This is a genomic window from Leeia oryzae DSM 17879, assembly GCF_000376945.1.
Classification (GTDB): domain Bacteria; phylum Pseudomonadota; class Gammaproteobacteria; order Burkholderiales; family Leeiaceae; genus Leeia; species Leeia oryzae.
Map to the genome: position 1 here is coordinate 702,126 of NZ_AQXU01000025.1, position 23,866 is coordinate 725,991.

Consider the following 23,866-nt stretch of genomic DNA (forward strand, 5'->3'; position numbering starts at 1 on the left):
CCGCTGCGCCATCATGACCCTGACTTTGCAAGAATACTGCTCCCTGGCCCGTTACCATACCTTTGGCATTCCGGCCAAGGCACGCTGGCTGGCCACCATCGAGGCGGCCACGCAGCTGGACGAACTGAAGGCCCACCCGGTATTGTCCACCCAGCCCTGGCTGGTGATTGGGGGCGGCAGTAACCTGTTACCCACACAGGACTACCCCGGGGTCGTGGTGCGCATGGTGATGGAAGGCAAAACACTGGTCCGGGAAAATGACGACCATGTCTGGATCGAAGCGGCAGCCGGAGAAAACTGGCACGCGTTTGTGCAGTGGACGCTGGCCAATGGCTGGTACGGCCTCGAAAACCTGTCTTTGATCCCCGGTACGGTCGGCGCGGCGCCGATCCAGAATATTGGCGCCTACGGGGTGGAGCTGAAAGACTGTTTTGAATCCCTGACGGCATGGTCCAAGGATGACGGTCATCTGTTTACCCTGGATCGGGAAGCCTGCGCCTTTGGGTACCGTGACAGTGTCTTCAAGCACGCCCTCAAGGATAACGCCGTGATTGTCTCGGTCTGTTTCCGGCTCAGCAAAACACCCGACGTCAAGACGGGCTACGGCGAGATCGAACGCGAACTGGCGAACACCGGCATCCGGCAGCCGACACCCGCACAGGTAGCACAGGCCGTCATCCATATCCGCCAGCGCAAGCTGCCCGACCCCGCCGTCATCGGCAATGCCGGCAGCTTTTTCAAGAACCCGGTCGTGGCCCAAGCCCAAGCCGATCTGTTAAGCGAGCAGTTCCCGGCGCTGGTACGCTACCCGGCCGGAGAAGGACGGGTCAAACTGGCGGCTGGCTGGCTGATAGACCAGTGCGGCTGGAAAGGCAAAAACATGGGCAATGCCGGCGTCTATGATAAGCAGGCTCTGGTATTGGTGAACCGTGGCGGCGCGACTGGCGCTGAAGTCAAAGCCCTGGCCGAAGCGATCATGGCATCCGTCCGGCAAAAATTTGGCGTGCAGCTAGAACCGGAACCGATCATTCTCTGATCAGTCGCCATGCGGTGGGCAGGCCTTGACCACCGCCTCAAAAAAATCGCCATCGTCGATGACTTCTGACTCTACGGGTTTGGCCCTGGCAGACCAGACCACAATCACCAGATTGGCGGTCGGGTTGATATACAGATATTGTCCGAAAATGCCTTTGCCCAGATAGGCCTGCTGAGCGGTGGACTGCGGTGTCCTCGGTCCCCACCACATATAACCGTAGGGACCGCGGCCCGGCATCTGCACCCGCGGGCCGCCAGCTTCCTGCATCCAGCCAACAGGCAGGGTTTCCTGCCCGTTGATGCATCCGTTTTCCAGACAGTACAAACCGAAGCGTCCGTAATCGCGCAAGGTGGCAGAAAAACCGCTGCCGCCGATTTCTGCGCCCTCCGGACTATCCAGCCACCAGCTGGCGTCATCGGCCATGCCATAAGGCTGCCAGATGTGCTCGCAGAGATAATCGGCCAGATGCTGGCCCGTAGCAGCCTCGACGATGGCGCCGAGGATCTGGGTTTCGCCAGTATTATAATTGGTGACGCTTCCGGGCCGGGCTTGTCTGGGTAGCGTCCCCATGTATTGCAGAATACTGCCCGCCTGCTGGCCGAGCTGCCTGGTCAGCATGGCTCGTCGGTCGGACGTGGCATCGGTATAGGTTTCGTTCCAGCGTACGCCGGACGACATGGTCAGCACTTGCCGTAGCGACACGCCATCATAACCAGTACCTTGCAGTGCCGGCAGGTAACGGATGACCTGATCGTCCAGGCTACCGATCTTGCCTTCCTTGAGCGCCACACCCGCCAGCGTCGAGGTGATCGACTTTGCTACCGACATGGACATCCAGCGGGTCTGGTCGGTATTGCCCTGCCCATAGTGTTCCTTGACGATTTTCCCGTTTTGCAGCACCAGCAGACCGGTGACACGATTTTCGTGCAGGTAGTCTTCCAGCGTCCACTGCCGCTGGCGGGAAACAAAAACGATCTCCGGCAAGGCATACGATGCTGTTGGTAGCCGTTTGGGTTGCGGACTGGCGGTGACCCGTCGCACCGGAAACAGGCGATGAATGTTACGGAAGGTTTGCACCGCCAGCATAGCCGGGAGGGTGCCATCGTACATGTCGTTCAGCTGGCCAATGGCTTCTTGCTGATGTGGATAGTCGTGGAAATTCATCTGGTCCATCTCGATACATGTCCGCACTGTTATATATAGCGTCAACTGTATCAGACCCGGACACCCGTCGGGAGCCCGGCACCCAAAGCCGGTCAGCGTCGGACGAAAGCGCGGGACGCTGAGTGTCGCCGTTCAGACATCCAGCGACAATTGCTTGATGGCATCCAGCCGGGCCAAACGGATGCTTTCCTTGATGTGGGTTGGGTCTTTGCATTGCTGCGCAATCTCGCCACTGTTCACGCTTTGCGCGGCGGCCAGTACCTGCAGCCAGTTGTTGCGCTGGGAGTACGGGCTGAACTCGAACCCGGTCCGGCCTTGGGCATCACATTTGCAGGCCAGCAGCAGATCGGCAAAACGCTGGGGTTTGCGGAAGGCATCACAGCGCTCCAGCACGTCCAGTTTGGTGGCTGCACGCAGCTCGGCAAAACGGTGAATATTCAGATGCTCGCGGCAGGTCATCACGGCCAGGTCCCGGCAATCGCCCGGCACCCGGTAGCGCTGGCAAATGGCATCCACCAGCGGCATGCCGGTGACTTCATGCTTTACGTGTCGGGGCCATTCATCTTCTGGCGTTACCCCCTTGCCCAGATCGTGCAGCAGCACGGCCCAGCGGACCGCGAGATTGGCTTCCAGGCACGCCGCCCGCTGCATGCAGAGCAGGATGTGCAGACCGGTATCGACTTCCGGATGATGGCTGGCCGGTTGCGGCACGCCAAAAAGGGCGGCGAGCTCGGGCGCCAGGCGCGCCAGCGCACCACACTGCTGTAATACCTCGATCATGCGCGCCGGGTTATCGGACATCAGTCCTTTGGCCCACTCCTGCCAGACCCGTTCGGCCACCAGATGATCCACCTCGCCATCCGCAACCATCTGCTGCATCAGTTGCAGGGTGTCGGGGGCCACCGTAAAACCGAAGCGGCCGGCAAAGCGTGCCAGCCGCAGGATCCGCACCGGGTCTTCGACAAATGCCTGGCTGACATGGCGCAAAACGCCCGCCTTCAGGTCGGCAACTCCGTGATAGGGATCAATCAGGCGGCCGTCCGCCGCTTCGGCTATGGCATTGATGGTCAGGTCACGGCGCGCCAGGTCTTCTTCCAGCGTCACCTCCGGCGTCGCGTGCACCACAAAGCCGGTATAGCCGCGGCCCTGCTTGCGCTCGGTACGGGCCAGTGCATATTCTTCGTGCGTCTGCGGATGCAGGAAAACCGGGAAGTCTTTGCCCACCGGCTTAAAGCCGCGACGCACCATATCGTCGGCGGTTGTGCCGACAATCACGTAATCCCGGTCTTTTACCGGCAGTCCGAGCAGGCGGTCGCGCACGGCCCCGCCTACGGTATAGACCGTCAGGCCATCGAGATACCGGTCAGGCGACAAACTCAAGATCCGCTGGCGGTATCGGTGGCGGATGGTGCAGCCGGTGCCGCATTGCCTTCCAGTGCGGCCAGGCGGGCTTCCAGCGCGGCCAGTTGCTCGCGGGTGCGGGCCAGTACCTGGGCCTGCACGTCAAATTCTTCACGGGTGACCAGATCCAGTTTGGAGAACGTGCCCGCCAGCATGGCCTTGGCGTTTTTTTCCAGGTCTTTGGCCGGGCTGTTGGCCAGCATTTCAGAAAATTTTGCGCTCAGTTCGTCTCTCAGTTTATCGCCTAGCATGGTGGTTCCTTTCGGGGCATGGACATATCAGTCATACAGATAAGAATATTGTACGTGATTCAGCGCCAATCCATAGTGCCACAGCACGCATAAATGCGGATTTTCTGCTGATTCCTGACGGCTTTCCATTCATCAGCCGGAGCGCACAACATCTGTGCAGTCCTCATTTTCGGGCGCACCATAATGGGGCGAATCCAGTCTCACCCCCTACTTATTGCGTGTCATACGCAATAAATACGTGCTTTTACGTAGCTGGCACGGTTTCTGCTAACTATCCGGGTGTTGATACCGGTTTTGTACTTTTCATCCCCAATCCCGGGTCATTCGCAAGATTCAGAGAGAGTCGAGCACCTTTTGCAGCTAACCAGTGATCAAAAGGTTGGGAATACTACTTGATAAGGAAACGCCATGAAGTTTGTTACTGCGATTATCAAGCCATTCAAGCTAGACGAGGTTCGTGAAGCCTTGTCAGCCATGGGTGTGCAAGGCTTAACCGTGACCGAGGTCAAAGGGTTTGGTCGTCAAAAAGGTCATACCGAACTCTACCGTGGGGCAGAGTACGTCGTGGACTTTTTACCCAAGGTAAAAGTAGAGCTGGCCGTTGATGACGACGTGCTGGATCAGGCGGTGGAAGCCATTGAGAAGGCGGCACGCACCGGCAAGATTGGCGACGGCAAGATTTTTGTTTTCGATCTGCAACAAGTGGTTCGTATCCGTACCGGTGAAACCGGTGCAGACGCACTATAAGCCCGACTATCAGGGAGATACCCCATGCACAAGTTGTTAAGCAAACTCATGTTATGCGGCGCACTGCTGTTTGCAGTGCCAGCATTTGCAGAAGACCCGGCCTCTGCCGAAGCACCTGCGTCTGTGACCGCCACGGCCACGGAAGCCACCGCCTCTGCGGCCAAGCCTGAAACCCCAGCCTCTGCTGCCGCAGAAGCACCTGCCAGTGCAGCCGCTGCACCAGCCGTCACGCTCGATCGCGGCGATACGTCCTGGATGCTGATTTCTTCCGCACTGGTACTTTTCATGACCATTCCGGGTCTGGCCCTGTTCTACGGCGGCATGGTCCGCAAGAAAAACGTGCTGGCCACCCTGATGCAAAGCTTCGCCATTGCGTGCGCCATTACCATTGTCTGGATGGTAGTCGGTTACTCGCTGGCCTTTGCACCGGGCAACAGCTTTGTCGGTGGCTTTGACAAGGTCATGCTGTCTGGCATCAAGTTTGATACCTTGTGGACAGACGGCGCCGGTACGCATTACACCATTCCGGAAATCCTGTTCATGATGTTCCAGATGACCTTTGCCATCATCACCCCGGCCCTGATTACTGGTGCCTTTGCGGAGCGCATGAAATTCTCTGCCATGCTGCTGTTCTCTGTGCTGTGGTCTGTGGTGGTGTACTCGCCTATCTGTCACTGGGTATGGCAAGCCGGCGGCTGGCTGTTCTCCAAAGGCGCGCTGGACTTCGCTGGTGGTACCGTGGTGCACATCAACGCCGGTGTCGCAGGTCTGGTCTCGGCACTGGTACTGGGCAAACGCGTCGGTTTTGGCAAGGAAGCCATGCCACCGCACAACCTGGTGCTGACCCTGATCGGCGCGTCCATGCTGTGGGTAGGCTGGTTCGGCTTCAACGCCGGTAGCTGGCTGGGTGCCGACGGCCGTGCCGCCATGGCCATGGTTGCTACCCAGATTGCCGCTGCGGCTGCTGCACTGAGCTGGATCTTTGCCGAATGGCTGGCCAAGGGCAAACCATCCGTACTGGGCATTGCCTCTGGTGCAGTGGCCGGTCTGGTTGCCATCACCCCGGCATCCGGTTACGTTGGACCAGGCGCCGCACTGGCACTGGGTCTGATTGCCGGCCTGGTATGTTACTGGGGCGCCACCAGCCTGAAACACCTGATCGGCTACGATGACTCGCTGGATGCGTTTGGCGTGCACGGCGTGGGCGGTATACTGGGTGCCATCCTGACTGGTGTGTTTGCCAGCAAGGAAATCATCGGTAGCGCCTACACCAACACCGTAGGCCAGCAAGTCTGGATCCAGCTGGAAGCCACACTGGCAACTGCGGGTTACACCCTGGTAGCAACCTATGTCCTGCTCAAGCTGATCGATGTGGTCATCGGCCTGCGTGTCGAGACCGACGAAGAGCGTGAAGGTCTGGACATCGTGCTGCACGGTGAACATGTAGAGTAATCAGTCGCATGCAAAGCGCAACCCGAGCGGGTTGCGCTTTGTTTTTTATTCTGTCGTTTGTATGTCTTGAAGCGCCCGGTGCGGTCATGCAGTATCGACGTGCCATGCCTGGCCAAAGACTCATCCGACCTGACGGAGCAGATTCAGCATCAACTGATGCGTATCTCTGACTGTTTGTCACCCGTCGGTCAGCGTACCGACACCTAAGGTGCCGACCGCCCGTTGCGTGGGCGCCCTGCGCTAACCCGCGTTTCTTACCGTGTTCTCCACGTCGCGCTCGCGGCGTTTTCACCCGGCCCGTTTGGGTCGGGTTTTTTTCTGCCATTTTTGTTTAGGCGATGCCAGTAGCTGTACGCTCATGCACAAAGCACATGCTAATCGTCGGCCAAGCCCCTTTTACTAAACAAATAGCCCTAAAAAGTTCAAAGAATTCAATCGGTTCATCGCCGTTTGGCTTGCCCGTTACCCCCACCATACGCGATAATTGGGAAATTTTTTTGTGCCCCCACCCTGCGGCATGGCAGATGCCGTTATAAGGAATGTGTTTCATGGTAAATCGTAGCTCCCTCGCAAATGCCATCCGTGCCCTGTCTATGGACGCCGTCCAGCAAGCCAACTCCGGTCATCCGGGCGCCCCGATGGGCATGGCCGACATCGCCGTTGCCCTGTGGCATGACAACCTGCGCCACAACCCGGCCAACCCGCACTGGCCAAACCGTGACCGTTTTGTGCTCAGTAACGGCCACGGCTCGATGCTGATCTATTCCCTGCTGCATCTGTCCGGCTACGATGTCTCGATCGACGACCTGAAACACTTCCGCCAGCTGCACAGCAAAACCCCTGGCCATCCGGAATACGGCTACACCCCGGGCGTGGAAACCACCACTGGCCCGCTGGGTCAGGGCATCGCCAACGCCGTTGGTATGGCACTGGCCGAAAAACTGCTGGCCGCAGAATTCAACCGTGACGGCTTCCCGGTGGTAGACCACCACACCTACGTATTTGTGGGTGACGGTTGCCTGATGGAAGGCATCTCCCACGAAGTCTGCTCGCTGGCCGGCACCTTGAACCTGTCCAAACTGGTGGTGTTCTACGACGACAACGGTATCTCCATTGACGGTCACGTCGAAGGCTGGTTCACCGACGATACGCCAAAACGCTTTGAAGCTTACGGCTGGCACGTGATCCCGAAAGTGGACGGCCACAATACCGACGCGGTTCTGGCTGCCATCGAAGCCGCCAAGGCCAGCGACAAGCCAACCCTGATCTGCTGCCAGACCGTGATCGGCAAAGGTTCACCTAACAAGCAAGGTACCCACGACAGCCACGGCGCACCGCTGGGTAAAGACGAAATCGTGGCCACCCGTGCGGCCATTGGCTGGGATCATGCCCCGTTTGAAGTACCGGCCGACATCTACGCCGCCTGGAGCGCCAAAGAAAAAGGCGCGGCCCTGGAAAGCGCATGGAACACCCTGTTTGCCGCCTACCAGTCAGCCTACCCGGCACTGGCTGCCGAATTCAGCCGTCGCGTCAAAGGCGAACTGCCAGCCGACTTTGGCAACTACGTGGCGGAACAACTGCAACTGATTGACGACAAAGCCGAAACCATTGCCACCCGCAAGGCCAGCCAAAACGCCATTCAGGTGCTGACTGCCAAGCTGCCGGAACTGCTGGGCGGTTCTGCCGACCTGGCCGGCTCCAACCTGACCAACTGGAAAGGCGCACAAAGCGTGAAAGTGGACCAGGCCGGCAACTACCTGCACTACGGGGTACGCGAGTTCGGTATGGCCGCCATCATGAACGGTATCACCCTGTACAGCGGCTACCGTCCGTTTGGCGGCACCTTCCTGATGTTCTCTGAATACGCACGCAATGCCCTGCGCATGGCCTCGCTGATGAAGATCAACCCGATCTTCGTATTTACCCATGACTCCATCGGTCTGGGTGAAGACGGCCCGACCCACCAGCCAGTAGAACAGACCGCCACCCTGCGCCTGATTCCGAACCACGATGTATGGCGTCCGGCGGATACCGCCGAATCACTGGTGGCCTGGCAAGTGGCTGTCGAACACAAGAAAACCCCGACCAGCCTGATCTTCAGCCGCCAGAACCTGCCGTACCTGAAAAAGGATGCCACACAGCTGGCCAACATCCGCAAGGGCGGTTACGTGATCAAGGCCGAGCAAGGCAAGCTGCAAGCGGTACTGATTGCCACCGGTTCCGAAGTGGAACTGGCGATCAAGGCGCACGACGCACTGGCCGCAGAAGGCATCCACACCCGCGTGGTGTCGCTGCCATCGACCTTCATGTTTGACCAGCAAGATGCCGACTACCGCAACAGCGTACTGCCGAAAGGTACGCCGCGCGTAGCCGTCGAAGCCGGCATTGCCGACTACTGGTACAAGTACGTGGGTCTGGAAGGCGCCGTGGTCGGCATGACCACCTTTGGTGAGTCTGCCCCGGCCGGTGAACTGTTCAAGCAGTTTGGCTTTACCACCGAGAACGTGGTGAAGACCGTAAAAAGCGTTCTGTAATTGCAGCATCCAGCAGCAGGCTTAGCCACCATCAGCCCGGCCCGTGGCTGATGGTGTTTTGCGTGCAACCGCCCCCAACCCTGGTTGCCCGCAAACCCCATTCGTGAACATTAATGTAACAAGGAGTCTTCCCCCATGATTCGCATCGCCATTAACGGCTACGGTCGCATTGGTCGCAACGTTCTGCGTGCCCTGTACGAAACCAACCGTCGCAGCGAGTTCAAGCTGGTTGCCATTAACGCATCCGGCGATTTGGCCACCAACGCCCACCTGACCAAGTTCGATACCGTGCACGGCCGCTTCCCGTTTGACGTCAAGGCCGATGCCGACGGCAACTGGATGCGAATCAACGACGAAAACATCCGTTTCTTCAGCACCCGCAACCCGGCAGAACTGCCATGGGGCGAGCTGGGCGTGGACGTGGTGCTGGAATGTACCGGCGCCTTTACCAGCAAAGCCAAGGCCAAGGTGCATCTGGACGCGGGCGCCCGTAAAGTGCTGATCTCTGCCCCTGGCGACAAAGACGTGGACGCCACCATCGTGATGGGCGTGAACGAACACGTGCTGCGCCCGGAACATACCGTGGTGTCTAACGCATCTTGCACCACCAACTGCCTGGCACCGGTCGCCAAAGTACTGCACGAAGGCATCGGCATCCAGAAAGGCGTGATGACCACCATTCATGCCTATACCAATGACCAGGTACTGACCGACGTGCGCCACAAAGACCTGCGCCGTGCCCGTTCTGCCACCATGAGCATGATCCCGACCAAAACCGGTGCTGCCGCAGCGGTTGGCTTGGTGCTGCCTGAGCTGAACGGCCGTCTGGACGGGTTTGCCGTACGCGTGCCTACTATTAACGTCTCCATGGTAGATTTGTCCGTGATCCTGTCACGCGATACCACCAAGGAAGAAGTGAACCAGCTGATGGCCAATGCCGCCAACGGCCCGATGAAAGGTATCCTGGACTACACCGACCTGCCGCTGGTATCGGTGGACTTCAACCACACCCCGGCGTCTTCTACCTTTGATGCCACGCTGACCAAGGTAGTAGACGGCAACCTGTTGAAAGTATCGGCCTGGTACGACAACGAGTGGGGCTATTCTTGCCGCATGCTGGACGCCGCCAAGGCACTGGCTTCTGTATAATTGAACTTCACCGAGCCCTGTTCCGACAGGGCTCGGTTACATATCCCCCCTGTAAAAGTACGCCGGTCACAAGGCCGGGCGTGCAGGCCTCATCCCACAGGAGCATCACATGCAATTCAAAAAACTGACCGAACAGGATCTGGGCGGCAAACGCGTTCTGATCCGCGTGGACATGAACGTCCCCGTGAAAGACGGCGTGATCGGTGACGATACCCGCATCCGCGCATCCTTGCCATCCATCGAACACGCGCTGGCCAAGGGCGCTGCCGTTATCCTGATGACCCATCTGGGCCGTCCGACCGAAGGCGAAATCAAGGCAGAAGATACACTGGCCCCTGTGGTGGCTCGCCTGAGCGAACTACTGGGCAAACCGGTGGCACTGGTTGCCGACTGGCAAGCCAAGGGCCTGACGGTTGCCGCTGGCGACGTGGTGATGCTGGAAAACGTCCGCTGCAACAAGGGCGAGAAAAAGAACAGTGATGAACTGGGCCAGGCCTATGCCAGCCTGTGCGACATTTTTGTGAACGATGCCTTCGGTACCGCACACCGTGCAGAAGCCTCTACCCATGCGGTGGCCAAATTTGCACCGGTCGCTTGCGCTGGCGTCTTGCTGGCCAACGAGCTGGATGCGCTGGGCAAAGCCCTGGCTCAACCGGCACGTCCGCTGGTGGCCATTGTGGCCGGCTCCAAGGTATCGACCAAGCTGACCATTCTGGAATCCCTGGCCGACAAGGTAGACCAGCTGATTGTGGGCGGCGGCATTGCCAACACCTTCTTGCTGGCCGAAGGCCACGCCATTGGAAAATCCCTGGCGGAACCGGACCTGCTGGATGCCGCACGGGCGGTGATCAGCAAACTGCGCGCCCGCGGTGGCGATGTACCGCTACCGACCGATGTAGTGGTAGCCAGCGAATTCAGCCCGACCGCCACCGCGACGGTAAAGCCATTGGCCGACGTAACGGCTGACGACATGATTCTGGATATTGGTCCGGATTCTTCTGTGGTATTGGCTGACATCGTGGCCAAGGCCGGTACCGTGGTCTGGAACGGCCCGGTAGGCGTGTTTGAATTTGACCAGTTTGGCAACGGTACCAAAACCCTGGCAAAAGCCATTGCCGCCAGCAAGGCGTTCTCGATTGCCGGGGGTGGCGATACGCTGGCCGCGGTTTCCAAGTATGGCATTACCGATGAGGTGTCTTACATCTCTACCGGTGGTGGTGCGTTCCTGGAGTTCCTGGAAGGCAAAGTGCTGCCCGCCGTCGAGATTCTGACCCAGCGCGCCTGAGTCTGCCTATCGCAGGCGCTGCGCTTGCAGATGCAAAAAACCCGCCAGACATTGCCTGTCTGGCGGGTTTTTTATTACCTGACTGTAATGATAACTATCAGAATGTACTTGGAACAAGCTCCTACTCTCGTGGAGGAATCGGCGTGATATTTATTCCGTGAATTCCTAGTAGCGATGCTAGTTCATACGCCTTTTGTACACACATTGCAAATACTGGTACTTTGCATGCTGAAATCAGATACTGCTGCTGAAGCTCTTCTTTCAGAAGTGCTCTATCTGTTTTAAATTGCTGGTAAAGCTCGCAAAAAATGAAAAAATTCGGGGAAAACTTCCCATCATCAACCAGAGATTTATATCCTTCCAGTCTGATTGATGCTCTTGCTTCCAGCAAGTTATCAGCCACCTGTAGCAATGTACAACTAGGAGATATTTTTACCTGACCCTCAAGCTGGTCACTTAGATTCTCTGCATTGACCTTCAAATAGATTGGCCGACCAAGGCTGGTTACTGTCAATTTACCCATGTTGACTTTCCGCAAGCGCAAAACTTACCTGACTTTTCATGCTATACCAATCATCCATAAAAACAGAACGCCTTAATTTTTGGTGTACACGTTAAAGCGGTTCAGCTGGGCTTCGCTGCGGGCAATGGATGCCAGTTTTTCGTCACCACCGACCGAGATCAGCAAGGCGGCCAGCGCCTGGGCCACGGCCATGGCTGGCAGAATGGACGGGAACAGCGACGGGCTGGCGTTAGGTGCCAGCAGGGTGATATTGGTATCCAGTGCAATAGGAGACACCGCGCTATCGGTAATGGCGATGGTGGTTGCCCCTTGCTCGCGCACGAATTCGGTCGCACGTACGGCTGTAGACGAATACGGTGCAAAGCTGAACGCCACCAGGACGTCATCTTTGTCGATGCGTCTGAGCTCATCGGCAAACGTACCGCCGATGCCGGTCAGCAAGGTGGTGTTGTCACAGAACAGGCTGCAGACGTACTGCAGATAGTAAGCTGCCGGAAAAAAACTTCTAAGCCCGAGGATATAAATGTGCTTGGCTTTTTCCAGTGCCGACACGGCCTGGCGGAAGGCTTCCGCATTACGCTGGCCCAAGGTCTGGTCCAGGTTGGTCATTTCGGTATTGTAGATATCGGCCAGCAGCTGGTCTTCACCCGAGCTGGCCGAACGCTGCCGCAAATCCACCGCGCGCTTCACGAAAGTGGTTTCGTGGGTGGACAGCCAGCGCATGTAAATGCTGCGGAAATCTTCGTAGTTGTTAAAGCCAAGCTCACGGGCAAAACGCAGCATGGAAGCGGGCTGCAGACCGGCATTAGCGGCGACGGTCCGCATGGACTGCATGGCGATTTCGGTCGGGGAATCCATCACGTAACGGGCTGCCGTCTTGAGCTTTGGCGTCAGCGACACGAAGCGCTCTTCGATCAGCTTTTCCAGTTGTTCTTTGTCCACGACCTACCCTTCCCTGTTCCGTTAACCTGTGCGTCCCTGTCCGGGGTGCCATGCATTTGCCATGGCGGACCCCCTGCTTGCCGTAGGGCATCATTATACGGGTAGTCCGCGATGATCTGGCACCCGAGATGCACGCTTGTTTAGAAATTATTTTCTAACGTCTGTTTGGTGCACTTGCCCATGCCCTAAATTATACATACGTTTACTTATATAATTAAATTAAACATATGATATATTTTCATGCATGCCATCACGCCAATCATGAGGCCCTGCCCAGCGGGCCGGCATGGGGCGTGACACCATCCAATCTCATCAGGGGTCATCATGCATTCAGAAACCGATATCTTTCCGGATTTCGGACTCACCGCCGAACAGCGCCGCGCAGCCGTCTTCAGTCATTATTACGAATATCCGGGCATGGATGGCGAGAAAGGTGAAATCTGGTGCTACACCGATGCCTATACCTATACCGCCGGGGCAACGGTGCAACTAAAAATCAGCGCAACCGCTGCCAAATGCCATATGGTCATCATCCGTGACGGCGCGCAAGAAGTGCCGGTGCTGTCGCATGCCAATATCGACTGCGGCTGGCAAGAAACGCCAGACCAGTGTTCGGTCACCGGTTGCGGCTGGGAGACATCGCTCGAATTCCAGATCCCGGACAGTTGGACTTCTGGCGCCTACCGTATCACCCTGACGGCCACGGGCAAGCAGGGGAACGACGTCAGCTGTGACCATCTGTTCATCGTAAGACCAGCAGCCGGGCAGCACGCAGGCCGCATCTTGCAGGTTGCCGCCACCGGTACCTGGACGGCCTATAACACCTGGGGTGGTTCCAACCACTACGAGGGCATTACCGGCCCGGAGCGTAACCAGTTTTCGCCGCTGGTCAGTACCCAGCGGCCGTTTGCCCGCGGGTTTGTGCGGCTGCCGGCCGGGTCGCCACGCGTTCCGCTGGAAAAAACGCTGCCGCCCAAAACACTCCCCCGCTACCCGCACATGGAATGGGCGTACGCCAACGGGTTCTCCAAGAAATACGCGTCCTCGGGCTGGGCGTCTTACGACAGCCACTTTTTCCGCTGGGCCGAGCGGGCCGGCTACCAGATCGACCTGTGCAGCCAGCACGAACTGCAGTTCCATCCGGAGATTCTCGACGGTTACGACTGCGTGGTGTGTGTGGGGCACGACGAATACTGGACCTGGGAAATGCGCGATGCCATTGACGCGTATGTGGCCAATGGCGGCCATATTGCCCGTTTTGCCGGCAACTTCATGTGGCAAACGCGCCTGAGCGACGACGGTACCCAGCAGACCTGCTACAAATACCGTGCCCGGGCGGAAGACCCGATGTTCCGCAGCAACCCGAGCCGTACCACCAACTCGTGGGAGGCGCCGGAGATCAGCCGTCCGGGGTCCAGTACCTTCGGCCTGAATGCCACCAACGGCGTGTATGTCGGCTGGGGAGGCTGCGCGGTGCGTGGCGTGCGCGGGTTTCCGGTCTACCGGCCGGAACACTGGGCGTTTGCCGGCACCGGCATTTATTACGGCGATTTGCTGGGCGCAGACAGCCATGTGTTTGGCTATGAAGTAGACGGGCTGGATTACGTGATCAAGAACGGGCTGCCAGAACCGGCCCCGGGAGCCGGTGCACCGGAATCGCTGCAGATTCTGGCGCTGGGCATGGCTTCGCTGATCGAAGAAAGTGCCGACATCACTTCGCCGGACCAGTTCCTGAAAGACGACGACTGCAAGTTTGTGGCAGAAACCCTGTACGGCTATGTCAGTGAGGCCAGCATGGACAAGGTCAAACGCGGTGCGGGCATGATCGTGAATTTCCCGCAGGGCAAGGGGGAAGTCTTCCATGCCGGCAGTTGCGAATGGGTAGCCGGCCTGCTGAAACAGGATGCCATGGTCGAGCAGGTCACCCGCAACGTACTCAACCGTTATCTGGGGTTGTCAAAGAGCTGATCACCGGCACATGTGTCGTGCGCCCTGTGACGCCATGCCCGCAAGGCATGGCGTTTTTTCATGCCTGTGCGCCGAGGATGGGTGGATGAAGCTGATCGATCCGCTTCATGGCGCATGAAACAAAATAAAACATTTGAAATAATATTTGTATAAATAAAACATTCGTTATATCATCATTCCAATGGCTACAAATGAATACTAAAGCACGATAAGGCACACGCAGAAAGGGAGATGTCGTGGCTCATGAAAAAGATGTCGTCATGCACACATGGTGCGTGCAGCAAAACTGGAATGCGCCGACCATTGTCAGCGGCAAGGGCGCCGTGTTTCAGGACGAGCATGGCCAGACCTATCTGGACATGAGCAGCCTGGCGGAATCCAACCACCTTGGGCATCAGCACCCGCGCATTGTCGAGGCCATCAAGAAACAGGCGGATGAACTCTGTTTCATTACCTCTGAATGGGGTGCCAAAAGCCGTGCGGACCTGGCCGAAAAACTGCTGGAAGTCAGCGGTTTCAAGAATGGCCGGGTATTCTTTACCCTGGGTGGCGCGGATGCCAACGAAAATGCCGTCAAGTTTGCCCGCTGGGCCAGTGGCAAGCCAAACGGCAAGGTCATCACCCGTTACCGCTCTTACCATGGTGCCTCGCCAGCGACCAGCGCCATGTCCGGCGACCCGCGCAGCATTCATCAGGCCCAGGGCATGAACGGCGTGGTACACGTACCGCCCCCTTATTGCTACCGCTGCCCGATGGGCCTGCAGTACGGCAGTTGCCATACCCGCTGCGCCACTTATATTGAAGATGTGCTGAACTGGGAAAGCCCGGCCAGCGTAGCCGCCGTGGTCATGGAACCCAGCGCCGGCACCAACGGCATCATTGCCCCGCCCGAATACTGGAAAACCTTGCGGGCCATTACCCGCAAGCACAATATCCCGCTGATTGCGGATGAAGTGATGAGCGGATTCGGCCGCACCGGCCAGTGGTTTGCCTGGCAACATTTTGGCGAAGAAAACCAGCCGGACATGATGACGCTGGCCAAAGGCCTGACCGGGGCACACCTGCCGCTAGGCGCCGTGGTGGTGTCCGAAGCCATCTGCAAGAAACTGGATACCCAGATGCTGTACACCGGTCTGACCTACGGCGGGCACCCGCTGTGCTGTGCCGCCGGTCTGGCAGCCGTCGAGAGTTATCAGGAAGAAAACCTGATCGAGCGTTCCCGCGTCTTGGGCGGTTATCTGAAACAGCGCCTGCAGGCTATGAAAGAACGCCTCGACATCATTGGCGATATCCGCGGGGATGGCCTCTTTGCCGTCATCGAGCTGATTGGCAACAAAACCACCAAAGAGGCACTGGTGCCCTGGGGGGTGAATTCTTCCCTGCTACGGAATCTGGTCGACAAGGGGCGCGCCAAAGGCGTCTCGTTTGCCACCCGCAGCAACCTGATTATCCTTGCACCGCCACTGGTCATTACCCAGGACCAGCTGGATGTTGCACTTGATCTGCTGGAACAGCTGGTCGAGGATTGTGAAACCCATATTTTTGGTTTACCGGAGGCTGTCTGAAATGAGCGGATTTAAACTGACCTATTCCACCATGTTTGCACCGCCTCTGGCACTGCATACGCATTTCGACCAGGCGGTTGAGGCACTGGCACCCGCACTGGCACAGCCGCATGGTCTGTACATTGACGGCAAGACGGTCATGAAGGAAGACAAGATCACCACCTTCGACCCGGCCAACCAGCAGCGGATACTGGGGCATTTTTCTCTGGCGCAGGCGGCGGACGTAGACGCCGCCGTGGCTGCGGCCAAAAAGGCCTCCAGAACCTGGCGCAATACGCCTTGGCAAGTACGGGTGGAACTGCTGCGCAAAGTGGCGCGCAATGTAGAAAACCGCCTGTACGAAATTGCCGCCGCAGTTTCTTATGAAGTCGGCAAGAACCGTATGGAAGCCCTGGGCGAAGTCGCCGAAGTCGCCGAGTTCTTTGACCTGTACGCAGCAGACATGGAGTCGCACCAGGGTTACGACCGCAAACTGCCGGACGACCCGTTGCCGGACTTCAAGAGCCATAACCGGAGCGTCATGAAGCCTTACGGCGTCTGGGCCGTGGTAGCGCCGTTCAACTTCCCGTTTGCGCTGGCTGGTGGCCCGACTGCCGCGGCACTGGCCACCGGCAATACCGTGGTCCTGAAGGGTTCCGTGGAAACCCCGTGGTCCGGCGTGCTGCTGGCCGAGTGCATTCGCGATGCCGGCATCCCCGCCGGGGTATTCAACTACCTGGTCGGCCATGGCAGCCAGATCGGCGACGCACTGACCGGCCACAAGGACGTGGATGGCGTGACCTTTACCGGCTCTTACAAGGTCGGCATGCATATCGCCAGAATGCAGTTGGCCCGTGCCGTCCCTCGCCCGTGCATTGCCGAAATGGGGGGCAAGAATGCCGCCATGGTCACCGCCAAAGCGAATCTGGACGTCGCCGCACAAGGGATCATCCGCTCGGCCTTTGGCATGTCTGGCCAGAAGTGCTCGGCTCTCTCCCGTGTTTACGTTGAAGATTCGGTTGCTGATGCCCTGATCGACAAGATCAAGGCGGCGATGGCAAACATCAAGATCGGCAGCCCGCAGCAGCAGGAAACCTGGATCGGCCCGGTGACCACCCGTGGCGGCTATGCCAACTATGCCCGCTACAGCGACCAGCTGAACCAGCACGGCAGCAAGGTTCTGGCCGGTGGCGAGCAGCTGAAACACGGGGAGTTTGCCAACGGGCTGTTCTGCGCCCCGACCCTGGCGGAAGCACCGCTGGACCACCCGCTATGGAAAGAAGAGATGTTCCTGCCGGTGGTGATGCTGGGCCGCGTAGCCAACCGTGACGAGGCCATGGCACAAATGAACGACAGTGACTTTGGCCTGACCGCCGGCTTCTTTGGCGGCGACGATGAAGTCAGCTGGTTCTTTGACAACGTCGAAGCCGGGGTGACCTACGCCAACCGGCCGCAAGGGGCCACCACAGGAGCCTGGCCAGGCTACCAGCCGTTTGGCGGCTGGAAAGGGTCCGGCAATACCGGCAAGGCGATTGCGTCTTTCTATTACCTGCCGCAATACATGCGTGAACAGTCACAAACCCATATTGCGCCCTGATCCGGATACTTCATCACCATGACAAGGCAGGCCGCCAAGGCCTGCCACCTCCAAAAGCGAGAAACACATGAAAAGCGAACACATCAAAACCGCCTTGCCAGGCCCGAAAGCACTGGCCCTGATCGAACGTGACAAACAAGTGGTGTCTCCATCCTACCCGCGTGATTATCCGTTCGTGATGAGCCACGGCAAGGACGTGGAAATCTGGGACGTGGATGGCAACCGGTTTATCGACTTTGCCGCCGGCATTGCCGTGTGCTCTACCGGCCATAGCCATCCGGACGTGGTCAACGCCATCAAGTCCACCAGCGAGAAGTTCCTGCACATTTCGTCTGACTACTGGCACGAAGAACAGGTACGTCTGGGCGAGATCGTGGCCGAAATTGCACCTTTTGGCGAGCCGGCCATGTCTTTCTTCTGCAACTCCGGTACCGAAGCCGTGGAAGGCGCCCTGAAACTGGCCCGTTACGTCACCGGCCGTCAGCGCTTTATCGGTTTTCTGGGGGGGTTCCATGGCCGTACCATGGGATCGCTGATGTTTACCGCCAGCAAATACACCCAGCAAAAAGGGTTCTTCCCGGGCATGCCCGGCGTGACGCACGTCCCGTATCCAAACCAGTACCGCCCATTGCTGGCCGGTGAAGATCAGGGTAAGGCCGTGCTGGACTATATCGAAAACGTGCTGTTCCAGAGCAATGTGCCGCCGACCGAAGTGGCCGGCATTCTGGTCGAGCCGATTCAGGGTGAAGGCGGTTATCTGGTACCGCCAGAGAGCTTCCTGCCTGGCTTGCGTGCCCTGTGCGACAAGTACGGCATCCTGCTGATTGCTGACGAAGTGCAGTCTGGTGCCGGCCGTACCGGCAAAATGTTTGCCTGCGAACACTGGGGCGTGAAACCGGACATCGTCACCATGGCCAAAGGCATGGGCTCCGGCCTGCCGATCGGTCTGGTGGTGGCCAAACGCGCCATCATGGAAAAATGGCAACGCGGTGCGCACGGCAACACCTATGGCGGCAACCCGATCAGCTGCGCTGCGGCATCGACCACCCTGAACCTGATCCGCAACGGTCTGGTGAAAAACGCCGCCGAGATGGGCGAATACCTGATGGGCAAACTGCGCGAGATGCAGGCGCGTCATCCGGACGTGATTGGCGAAATCCGCGGCAAGGGGCTAATGATCGGCATCGAGCTGATTGAAGACCGCCACAGCCGCAAACCGGCCAAAGAACTCATCGATCGCCTGCTGAACCAGGCGTATCAGAATGGCCTGATCCTGCTGTCTTGCGGCAGCAGTACCCTGCGCCTGATGCCGCCATTGACGGTCGACAAGGCCATCGCTGACGAAGCGCTGCACATTCTGGAAGAATCCCTGAAAGAACTGCTGTAATCGCACCCCAGCCTCCTTGTGCCGTCCACGGCCAAGGGGGCATCCATGCCGTCCAGTGACCTTTTTCTCCGGTACAGGAATCCCCATGCACGTTCTAGAACTTGAAGACATCCACAAAAGCTACGGCCAGCACGAGGTGCTGAAAGGCATTTCCCTGTCCGCCAAGCGTGGCGATGTGATCAGCATCATCGGCTCCAGCGGCTCTGGCAAAAGCACCTTGCTGCGCTGTACCAACCTGCTGGAAAACCCGCAGTCCGGCCATATCCGTGTTAACGGCGAACAGATGCGTCTGGTTCCGTCACACGTGGGGCAGCAGTCGGCCGACCGCAAGCAGCTGGAGCGCATGCGCACCAAACTGGCGATGGTGTTCCAGCACTTCAACCTCTGGTCGCACCTGACGGTGCTGGAAAACATCATGCTGGCACCGATGCGGGTCCAAAACCGCAGCAAGGAAGAAGCGCACGCCATGGCCATCGAGATGCTGGAACAGGTCAAGCTGGACCCGGCGCGGGTGGCCAATGCCTACCCGGCACATCTGTCGGGCGGGCAACAACAGCGGGTCGCCATTGCCCGTGCCCTGGCAGTCCAGCCCGATGCCCTGCTGTTTGATGAACCCACCTCAGCGCTGGACCCGGAACTGGTCGGCGAAGTCTTGGCGGTGATGAAGGATCTGGCCAAGGCCGGCCGCACCATGCTGGTGGTCACCCACGAGATGGGGTTTGCCCGCGAGGTGTCTTCCGAAGTGGTCTTCCTGCACCAAGGGGTGGTAGATGACCGCGGCACGCCAGCCGAGATGTTTACCCAAACCAAAAGCGGACGCCTGGGCCAGTTCCTGAGCGGTTCCCTGAAATAACTTCCGGCAAGGTGCATTCGACATGATCAACAAGACAGTCGCGACCCTCGAAGAAAGCGTCGCCGGCATTTTTGATGGGGCCACGGTGATGATTGGCGGGTTCGGGACCGCCGGCCAGCCGGCCGAGCTGATTGATGCCCTGATCCATCAGGGGGCCCGTGACCTGACCATCGTCAACAACAATGCCGGCAATGGCGACATCGGGCTGGCCGCCCTGCTAAAGGCAGGCCGTGTGCGCAAGATCATCTGCTCTTTTCCGCGGCAAAGCGATTCGCACGTGTTTGACAGCCTGTACCGCGCTGGCCAGATCGAGCTGGAACTGGTGCCACAGGGCAATCTGGCCGTGCGCATCCAGGCTGCCGGGGCCGGGCTGGGCGCCATTTTTACCCCGACCGGGTTTGGCACGCTGCTGGCCGAGGGCAAAGAAACCCGTCATATCGACGGCAAGGATTACGTGCTGGAGTACCCCATCAAGGCCGATTTTGCGCTGATCAAGGCCCACAAGGGAGACCGCTGGGGCAACCTCACCTATCGCAAGGCGGCGCGCAACTTTGGCCCCATCATGGCCATGGCCGCAGACTGCACCATTGCCCAGGTAAACCAGATTGTCTCCTTGGGCGAGCTGGACCCGGAGAGCGTTGTCACCCCGGGCATCTTTGTGCAACGGCTGGTACGCATCCAGCACCAGCCAGCCGCATCTGCTGCGTGAGGAACATCATGAACAAATGGAATCGCGATCAGATCGCCCAAAAAGTGGCCCTGGATATTCCAGAAGGGGCCTATGTGAACCTGGGTATCGGCTTGCCGACCCGGGTCGCCAACTTCCTGCCGCCCGACCGGGAAATCATCCTGCACAGCGAAAACGGCATTCTGGGCATGGGGCCAGCCCCCTTGCCGGCAGACATTGACCCGGACCTGATCAACGCCGGCAAAGAACCGGTTACCCTGCAACCGGGGGGTTGTTATTTTCATCACGGCGACTCGTTTGCCATGATGCGCGGTGGCCATCTGGACATCTGCGTGCTGGGGGCCTTCCAGGTATCGCGGCGCGGTGATCTGGCCAACTGGCATACCGGTGCTCCGGATGCCATTCCGGCCGTGGGCGGCGCCATGGACCTGGCCATCGGTGCCAAAAAAGTCTATGTGATGATGGATTTTCTGACCAAGACCGGCGACTGCAAACTGGTCGACACCTGCGAGTACCCGCTGACCGGCATCGGCTGTGTGGACCGCCTGTATACCGACCTGGCGATCATCGATATCCATCAGGGCCAACTGCTCGTCCGGGAACTGGCCGACGGCCTGACCTTTGACGACCTGCAGCGCCTGACCGGCGTCACCCTGACGTACCAACCCGCACACTGAGACTCCCCATGGAAAACGCATATATTGTCGATGGCATCCGTACCCCGTTTGGCCGCTATGGCGGCGCACTGGCGGGTATCCGTGCAGATGACCTGGGTGCCCTGCCGCTGATGGCGCTGATGGAGCGCCACCCGCAAGTGGACTGGACCCAGGTTGAAGACGTGGTCTACGGCTGCGCCAACCAGGCGGGCGAAGACAACCGCAATGTCGCCCGCATGTCGCTGCTATTGGCAGGTCTGCCGGACAGCGTCACCGCCACCACGATCAACCGCCTGTGCGGCTCCAGCCTGGACGCCATCAGCATCGCCGCGCGGCAGATCAAGTGTGGCGACGCCAGCCTGATGATTGCCGGCGGTGTTGAAAGCATGTCGCGCGCGCCGTTCGTCATGGGCAAAGCCGACACGCCGTTTGCCCGCAGCCAGAAGCTGGAAGACACCACCATGGGGTGGCGTTTCATCAACCCGGCATTCAAGGAGATGTTCGGGGTAGATACCATGCCGGAAACCGCCGAGCATGTCGCGGCCCGTTTTCAGATCAGCCGCGAAGACCAGGACCTGTTTGCCCTGCGCAGCCAGCAAAAGACGGCTGCCGCCCATCGGGCCGGATTCTTCAAGGAAGAGCTAATCCCGGTACAGGTCCATCGCCCCAAGGGCGACCCGCTTGTGTTGCAGGAAGACGAACACCCGCGCCACGATACCCAGCTGGCCGGGCTGGCCAAACTCAAAGGCGTAGTCCGCCCGGACGGTACCGTGACAGCCGGTAACGCCTCCGGCATCAATGACGGGGCTGCTGCACTGCTGCTGTGTTCCGAAGGGGCATTGCAAATGCACGCGCTGACGCCCAAGGCACGTATCCTCGCGACTGCCACGGCGGGGGTCGCGCCACGGTTCATGGGTTTTGGGCCGGCGCCCGCCATCCACAAGGTCCTGGCCAAGGCACGCTTGTCGCTGGCGCAGATGGACGTCATCGAGCTGAACGAGGCCTTTGCCGCCCAGGCACTGGCCGTGACGCGTGACCATGGGCTGGCGGATAACGACCCGCGCGTAAACCCCAATGGCGGCGCCATCGCCATTGGCCACCCGCTGGGGGCCAGCGGGGCACGTCTGGTCATCACCGCCGTCAATCAGCTGCACCGGGTCAAGGGCCGCTACGCCCTGTGTACCATGTGTATTGGGGTGGGTCAGGGCATTGCCATGATCATCGAACGGGTATAACCCCGCTTGTCCCCCATGCCGGCCTCCGGCTGGCATGGGGGCTTAAGCACGCTCCGACCAGCGCGAATCACCCCTGTTCAGTATCACCCGCCACGGTCTACCCCCTGCCAGTGCTGGCACGAGACCAAACGATTACCCGCGTGTTCTAAGCCGATACATTTGTTTTTATTTCTTTGTGAATTTACCATTTGACAAATTTACATAAAAAATAGAACATCTGTACCATTGATATTTACAAGTTACCGTTTGTTGCATTTTGCACGTTGGTAGCGCAAAGGATAGTTCGTTCATGGAACAGAAAAATCACCCGCTGCTCAGTGATACCCCAGGCACCCAACGCCAGGTGACGAGCTATCACTTCGGCCAGCCAGGACTAGGGTTGAAAGTGTACGTGCAGGCCGGCTTGCATGCCGACGAACTCCCCGGACAGCTGGTGTCCTGGCACCTGATCGAACAGCTGCAACAGGCTGAGCAGCAAGGCGCCATCCGTGGCGAGATCATCGTGGTACCCAGCGCCAACCCGATCGGGCTGTCACAGGGTTTGCTGCATGGCGGCGTAGGGCGTTTCGAGATCAACAGCGGCCAGAACTTCAACCGCCACTATCCGGACCTCTACAGCCAGATTGCGGACGCACTGGCGAACAAGCTGGGGCAGGATGCCAAAGCCAACCAGCGCATCATCCGCGAGGCCATGCAGGCGGCCCTGAATGCCAAACCGCCGGTCACTGAGCTCGATGCCTTGCGCCATACCCTGATGTCACTGGCGTTTGATGCCGACATCGTGCTGGATCTGCACTGCGATCTGGAAGCCGTGGTCCACCTCTACACCACGCCGTCCGGCGAAGTCAAAGCCGCTGCGCTGTCCCGCCATATTGGCGCCCAGCTGCTCCTGCTGGCCGAAGACAGCGGCGGACAGTCCTTCGACGAGGCCTGCAACATCCCGTGGGACCGCCTGCAGCAACGCTATGGCCAGCAGTTCCCGCTACCGGAAGGCTGCTTTGCCACCACCGTCGAACTGCGCGGACAAGCCGATGTGTACGACGACGTGGCCAGTGCCGACGCCACCGGGCTGATGGGCTGGTTCCGTGAAATCGGTGTTATCGAAGGACATGCGGCCCAAGGCTCGCACCCGGCGCCACTCAGCACGCCACTGGCAGGCGCAGAAGACATCATCGCGCCGATGGGCGGCATTCTGGCCTTCAAGGCCAATCCGGGCGACGTGCTGTCTCCCGGCGACATCATCGCCGATCTGGTCAACCCGGCCACCGGCGAGCGGGTCACGATCAAGACCAGCAACAGCGGCATGCTGTACTCCCGCGAGAACAATCGCTTTGTTCGCAAAGGCAGCACCATTGCCATGGTCACCGGAATGGAAATTAAGCGCTCGGGCTACCTGCTGAGCGCTTAAGCAACTCGCTTCACAACTGCAACATGTAGCGTTTTATGTTTCATCA

At 58.9% G+C, this 23,866-nt stretch carries 21 protein-coding genes; 15 read left to right on the plus strand and 6 right to left on the minus strand.

The annotated features are described in order from the left end of the window. Nucleotides 1-13 precede the first annotated feature (13 nt). Nucleotides 14-1,036 carry a UDP-N-acetylmuramate dehydrogenase gene (gene murB, locus F552_RS0116785; RefSeq protein ID WP_018152932.1) on the plus strand — a complete coding sequence of 341 codons (1,023 nt, stop codon included), beginning with the start codon at nt 14-16 and terminating at the stop codon, nt 1,034-1,036. Here murB and F552_RS0116790 read toward each other — a convergent pair whose 3' ends face one another. The 3 genes from F552_RS0116790 to F552_RS0116800 form a co-directional block, all read right to left on the minus strand. Continuing rightward, nucleotides 1,037-2,209 carry a serine hydrolase domain-containing protein gene (locus F552_RS0116790; protein WP_018152933.1) on the minus strand — a complete coding sequence of 391 codons (1,173 nt, stop codon included), beginning with the start codon at nt 2,207-2,209 and terminating at the stop codon, nt 1,037-1,039. 123 nt (nt 2,210-2,332) lie between these two features. Next, entirely contained in the window at nt 2,333-3,547 is a 1,215-nt protein-coding gene (locus F552_RS0116795; protein ID WP_026182846.1) for a multifunctional CCA addition/repair protein, read from the minus strand. A gap of 29 nt (nt 3,548-3,576) precedes the next feature. Then, entirely contained in the window at nt 3,577-3,852 is a 276-nt protein-coding gene (locus F552_RS0116800) for an accessory factor UbiK family protein (protein ID WP_018152935.1), read from the minus strand. 408 nt (nt 3,853-4,260) lie between these two features. On the opposite strand from F552_RS0116800, the gene glnK reads away from it, so the two are divergent. Together glnK and F552_RS0116810 are read left to right on the plus strand one after the other, a co-directional pair. Continuing rightward, nucleotides 4,261-4,599, plus strand: coding sequence for a P-II family nitrogen regulator (gene glnK / locus F552_RS0116805; RefSeq protein WP_018152936.1), 339 nt, complete (start codon nt 4,261-4,263; stop codon nt 4,597-4,599). Nucleotides 4,600-4,623: 24 nt separating this feature from the next. Continuing rightward, nucleotides 4,624-6,051, plus strand: coding sequence for an ammonium transporter (locus F552_RS0116810; RefSeq protein WP_018152937.1), 1,428 nt, complete (start codon nt 4,624-4,626; stop codon nt 6,049-6,051). A gap of 331 nt (nt 6,052-6,382) precedes the next feature. Here the strand turns inward: F552_RS0116810 and F552_RS20595 are convergent, their stop codons facing one another. Beyond that, nucleotides 6,383-6,601: a hypothetical protein gene (locus F552_RS20595; RefSeq protein ID WP_156802357.1), complete on the minus strand. Its 219-nt coding sequence runs from the start codon at nt 6,599-6,601 to the stop codon at nt 6,383-6,385. Here F552_RS20595 and tkt point away from each other — a divergent pair. The 3 genes from tkt (at nt 6,600) to F552_RS0116830 (ending at nt 11,019) form a co-directional block, all read left to right on the plus strand. Then, on the plus strand, nt 6,600-8,585 hold the full coding sequence (tkt, locus tag F552_RS0116820; RefSeq protein WP_018152939.1) for a transketolase: 1,986 nt from the start codon (nt 6,600-6,602) through the stop codon (nt 8,583-8,585). The genes F552_RS20595 and tkt overlap by 2 nt on opposite strands. A 135-nt stretch (nt 8,586-8,720) precedes the next feature. Continuing rightward, nucleotides 8,721-9,734: a type I glyceraldehyde-3-phosphate dehydrogenase gene (gene gap / locus F552_RS0116825; RefSeq protein WP_018152940.1), complete on the plus strand. Its 1,014-nt coding sequence runs from the start codon at nt 8,721-8,723 to the stop codon at nt 9,732-9,734. A 109-nt stretch (nt 9,735-9,843) separates the two neighbouring features. Continuing rightward, a complete protein-coding gene (locus F552_RS0116830) occupies nt 9,844-11,019 on the plus strand; it encodes a phosphoglycerate kinase (RefSeq protein WP_018152941.1) in 1,176 nt (391 codons plus the stop codon). A 121-nt stretch (nt 11,020-11,140) separates the two neighbouring features. Here F552_RS0116830 and F552_RS0116835 read toward each other — a convergent pair whose 3' ends face one another. Next, complete coding sequence (locus F552_RS0116835; protein WP_018152942.1) at nt 11,141-11,542, minus strand: hypothetical protein; 402 nt, start codon at nt 11,540-11,542, stop codon at nt 11,141-11,143. Nucleotides 11,543-11,614: 72 nt separating this feature from the next. Further along, nucleotides 11,615-12,484 carry a MurR/RpiR family transcriptional regulator gene (locus F552_RS0116840; protein WP_018152943.1) on the minus strand — a complete coding sequence of 290 codons (870 nt, stop codon included), beginning with the start codon at nt 12,482-12,484 and terminating at the stop codon, nt 11,615-11,617. Between the two features lie 324 nt (nt 12,485-12,808). Here F552_RS0116840 and F552_RS0116845 point away from each other — a divergent pair, with 324 nt between their 5' ends. The 9 genes from F552_RS0116845 (at nt 12,809) to F552_RS0116885 (ending at nt 23,820) form a co-directional block, all read left to right on the plus strand. Next, nucleotides 12,809-14,452 (plus strand): N,N-dimethylformamidase beta subunit family domain-containing protein, encoded by a 1,644-nt coding sequence (locus F552_RS0116845; protein WP_018152944.1) that lies wholly within the window; start codon nt 12,809-12,811, stop codon nt 14,450-14,452. Between the two features lie 236 nt (nt 14,453-14,688). After that, a complete protein-coding gene (locus F552_RS19715) occupies nt 14,689-16,017 on the plus strand; it encodes an aminotransferase family protein (RefSeq protein WP_051078338.1) in 1,329 nt (442 codons plus the stop codon). Nucleotide 16,018: 1 nt separating this feature from the next. Beyond that, on the plus strand, nt 16,019-17,593 hold the full coding sequence (locus F552_RS0116855; RefSeq protein ID WP_018152946.1) for an aldehyde dehydrogenase family protein: 1,575 nt from the start codon (nt 16,019-16,021) through the stop codon (nt 17,591-17,593). A 67-nt stretch (nt 17,594-17,660) separates the two neighbouring features. Beyond that, nucleotides 17,661-18,980 carry an acetyl ornithine aminotransferase family protein gene (locus F552_RS0116860; RefSeq protein ID WP_018152947.1) on the plus strand — a complete coding sequence of 440 codons (1,320 nt, stop codon included), beginning with the start codon at nt 17,661-17,663 and terminating at the stop codon, nt 18,978-18,980. Between the two features lie 85 nt (nt 18,981-19,065). Beyond that, nucleotides 19,066-19,833: an ATP-binding cassette domain-containing protein gene (locus F552_RS0116865; protein WP_018152948.1), complete on the plus strand. Its 768-nt coding sequence runs from the start codon at nt 19,066-19,068 to the stop codon at nt 19,831-19,833. A 22-nt stretch (nt 19,834-19,855) separates the two neighbouring features. Then, nucleotides 19,856-20,542, plus strand: a complete 687-nt coding sequence (locus F552_RS0116870) for a 3-oxoacid CoA-transferase subunit A (RefSeq protein WP_018152949.1) — start codon at nt 19,856-19,858, stop codon at nt 20,540-20,542. Between the two features lie 8 nt (nt 20,543-20,550). Then, nucleotides 20,551-21,198 (plus strand): 3-oxoacid CoA-transferase subunit B, encoded by a 648-nt coding sequence (locus F552_RS0116875; RefSeq protein WP_018152950.1) that lies wholly within the window; start codon nt 20,551-20,553, stop codon nt 21,196-21,198. Nucleotides 21,199-21,206: 8 nt separating this feature from the next. After that, nucleotides 21,207-22,412: a 3-oxoadipyl-CoA thiolase gene (pcaF, locus tag F552_RS0116880; protein ID WP_018152951.1), complete on the plus strand. Its 1,206-nt coding sequence runs from the start codon at nt 21,207-21,209 to the stop codon at nt 22,410-22,412. A gap of 289 nt (nt 22,413-22,701) precedes the next feature. Next, on the plus strand, nt 22,702-23,820 hold the full coding sequence (locus F552_RS0116885) for a succinylglutamate desuccinylase/aspartoacylase family protein (RefSeq protein ID WP_018152952.1): 1,119 nt from the start codon (nt 22,702-22,704) through the stop codon (nt 23,818-23,820). Nucleotides 23,821-23,866 lie beyond the last annotated feature (46 nt).

Excerpts from the sequence above, each read along its gene's own strand:
- murB (WP_018152932.1), top strand. The coding sequence starts at position 14 with ATGACCCTGACTTTGCAAGAATACTGCTCCCTGGCCCGTTACCATACC.
- F552_RS0116790 (WP_018152933.1), bottom strand. The coding sequence starts at position 2,209 with ATGGACCAGATGAATTTCCACGACTATCCACATCAGCAAGAAGCCATT.
- F552_RS0116800 (WP_018152935.1), bottom strand. The coding sequence starts at position 3,852 with ATGCTAGGCGATAAACTGAGAGACGAACTGAGCGCAAAATTTTCTGAA.
- glnK (WP_018152936.1), top strand. The coding sequence starts at position 4,261 with ATGAAGTTTGTTACTGCGATTATCAAGCCATTCAAGCTAGACGAGGTT.
- F552_RS0116810 (WP_018152937.1), top strand. The coding sequence starts at position 4,624 with ATGCACAAGTTGTTAAGCAAACTCATGTTATGCGGCGCACTGCTGTTT.
- tkt (WP_018152939.1), top strand. The coding sequence starts at position 6,600 with ATGGTAAATCGTAGCTCCCTCGCAAATGCCATCCGTGCCCTGTCTATG.
- F552_RS20595 (WP_156802357.1), bottom strand. The coding sequence starts at position 6,601 with ATGAAACACATTCCTTATAACGGCATCTGCCATGCCGCAGGGTGGGGG.
- gap (WP_018152940.1), top strand. The coding sequence starts at position 8,721 with ATGATTCGCATCGCCATTAACGGCTACGGTCGCATTGGTCGCAACGTT.
- F552_RS0116830 (WP_018152941.1), top strand. The coding sequence starts at position 9,844 with ATGCAATTCAAAAAACTGACCGAACAGGATCTGGGCGGCAAACGCGTT.
- F552_RS0116835 (WP_018152942.1), bottom strand. The coding sequence starts at position 11,542 with ATGGGTAAATTGACAGTAACCAGCCTTGGTCGGCCAATCTATTTGAAG.
- F552_RS0116845 (WP_018152944.1), top strand. The coding sequence starts at position 12,809 with ATGCATTCAGAAACCGATATCTTTCCGGATTTCGGACTCACCGCCGAA.
- F552_RS0116855 (WP_018152946.1), top strand. The coding sequence starts at position 16,019 with ATGAGCGGATTTAAACTGACCTATTCCACCATGTTTGCACCGCCTCTG.
- F552_RS0116860 (WP_018152947.1), top strand. The coding sequence starts at position 17,661 with ATGAAAAGCGAACACATCAAAACCGCCTTGCCAGGCCCGAAAGCACTG.
- F552_RS0116865 (WP_018152948.1), top strand. The coding sequence starts at position 19,066 with ATGCACGTTCTAGAACTTGAAGACATCCACAAAAGCTACGGCCAGCAC.
- F552_RS0116870 (WP_018152949.1), top strand. The coding sequence starts at position 19,856 with ATGATCAACAAGACAGTCGCGACCCTCGAAGAAAGCGTCGCCGGCATT.
- F552_RS0116875 (WP_018152950.1), top strand. The coding sequence starts at position 20,551 with ATGAACAAATGGAATCGCGATCAGATCGCCCAAAAAGTGGCCCTGGAT.
- pcaF (WP_018152951.1), top strand. The coding sequence starts at position 21,207 with ATGGAAAACGCATATATTGTCGATGGCATCCGTACCCCGTTTGGCCGC.
- F552_RS0116885 (WP_018152952.1), top strand. The coding sequence starts at position 22,702 with ATGGAACAGAAAAATCACCCGCTGCTCAGTGATACCCCAGGCACCCAA.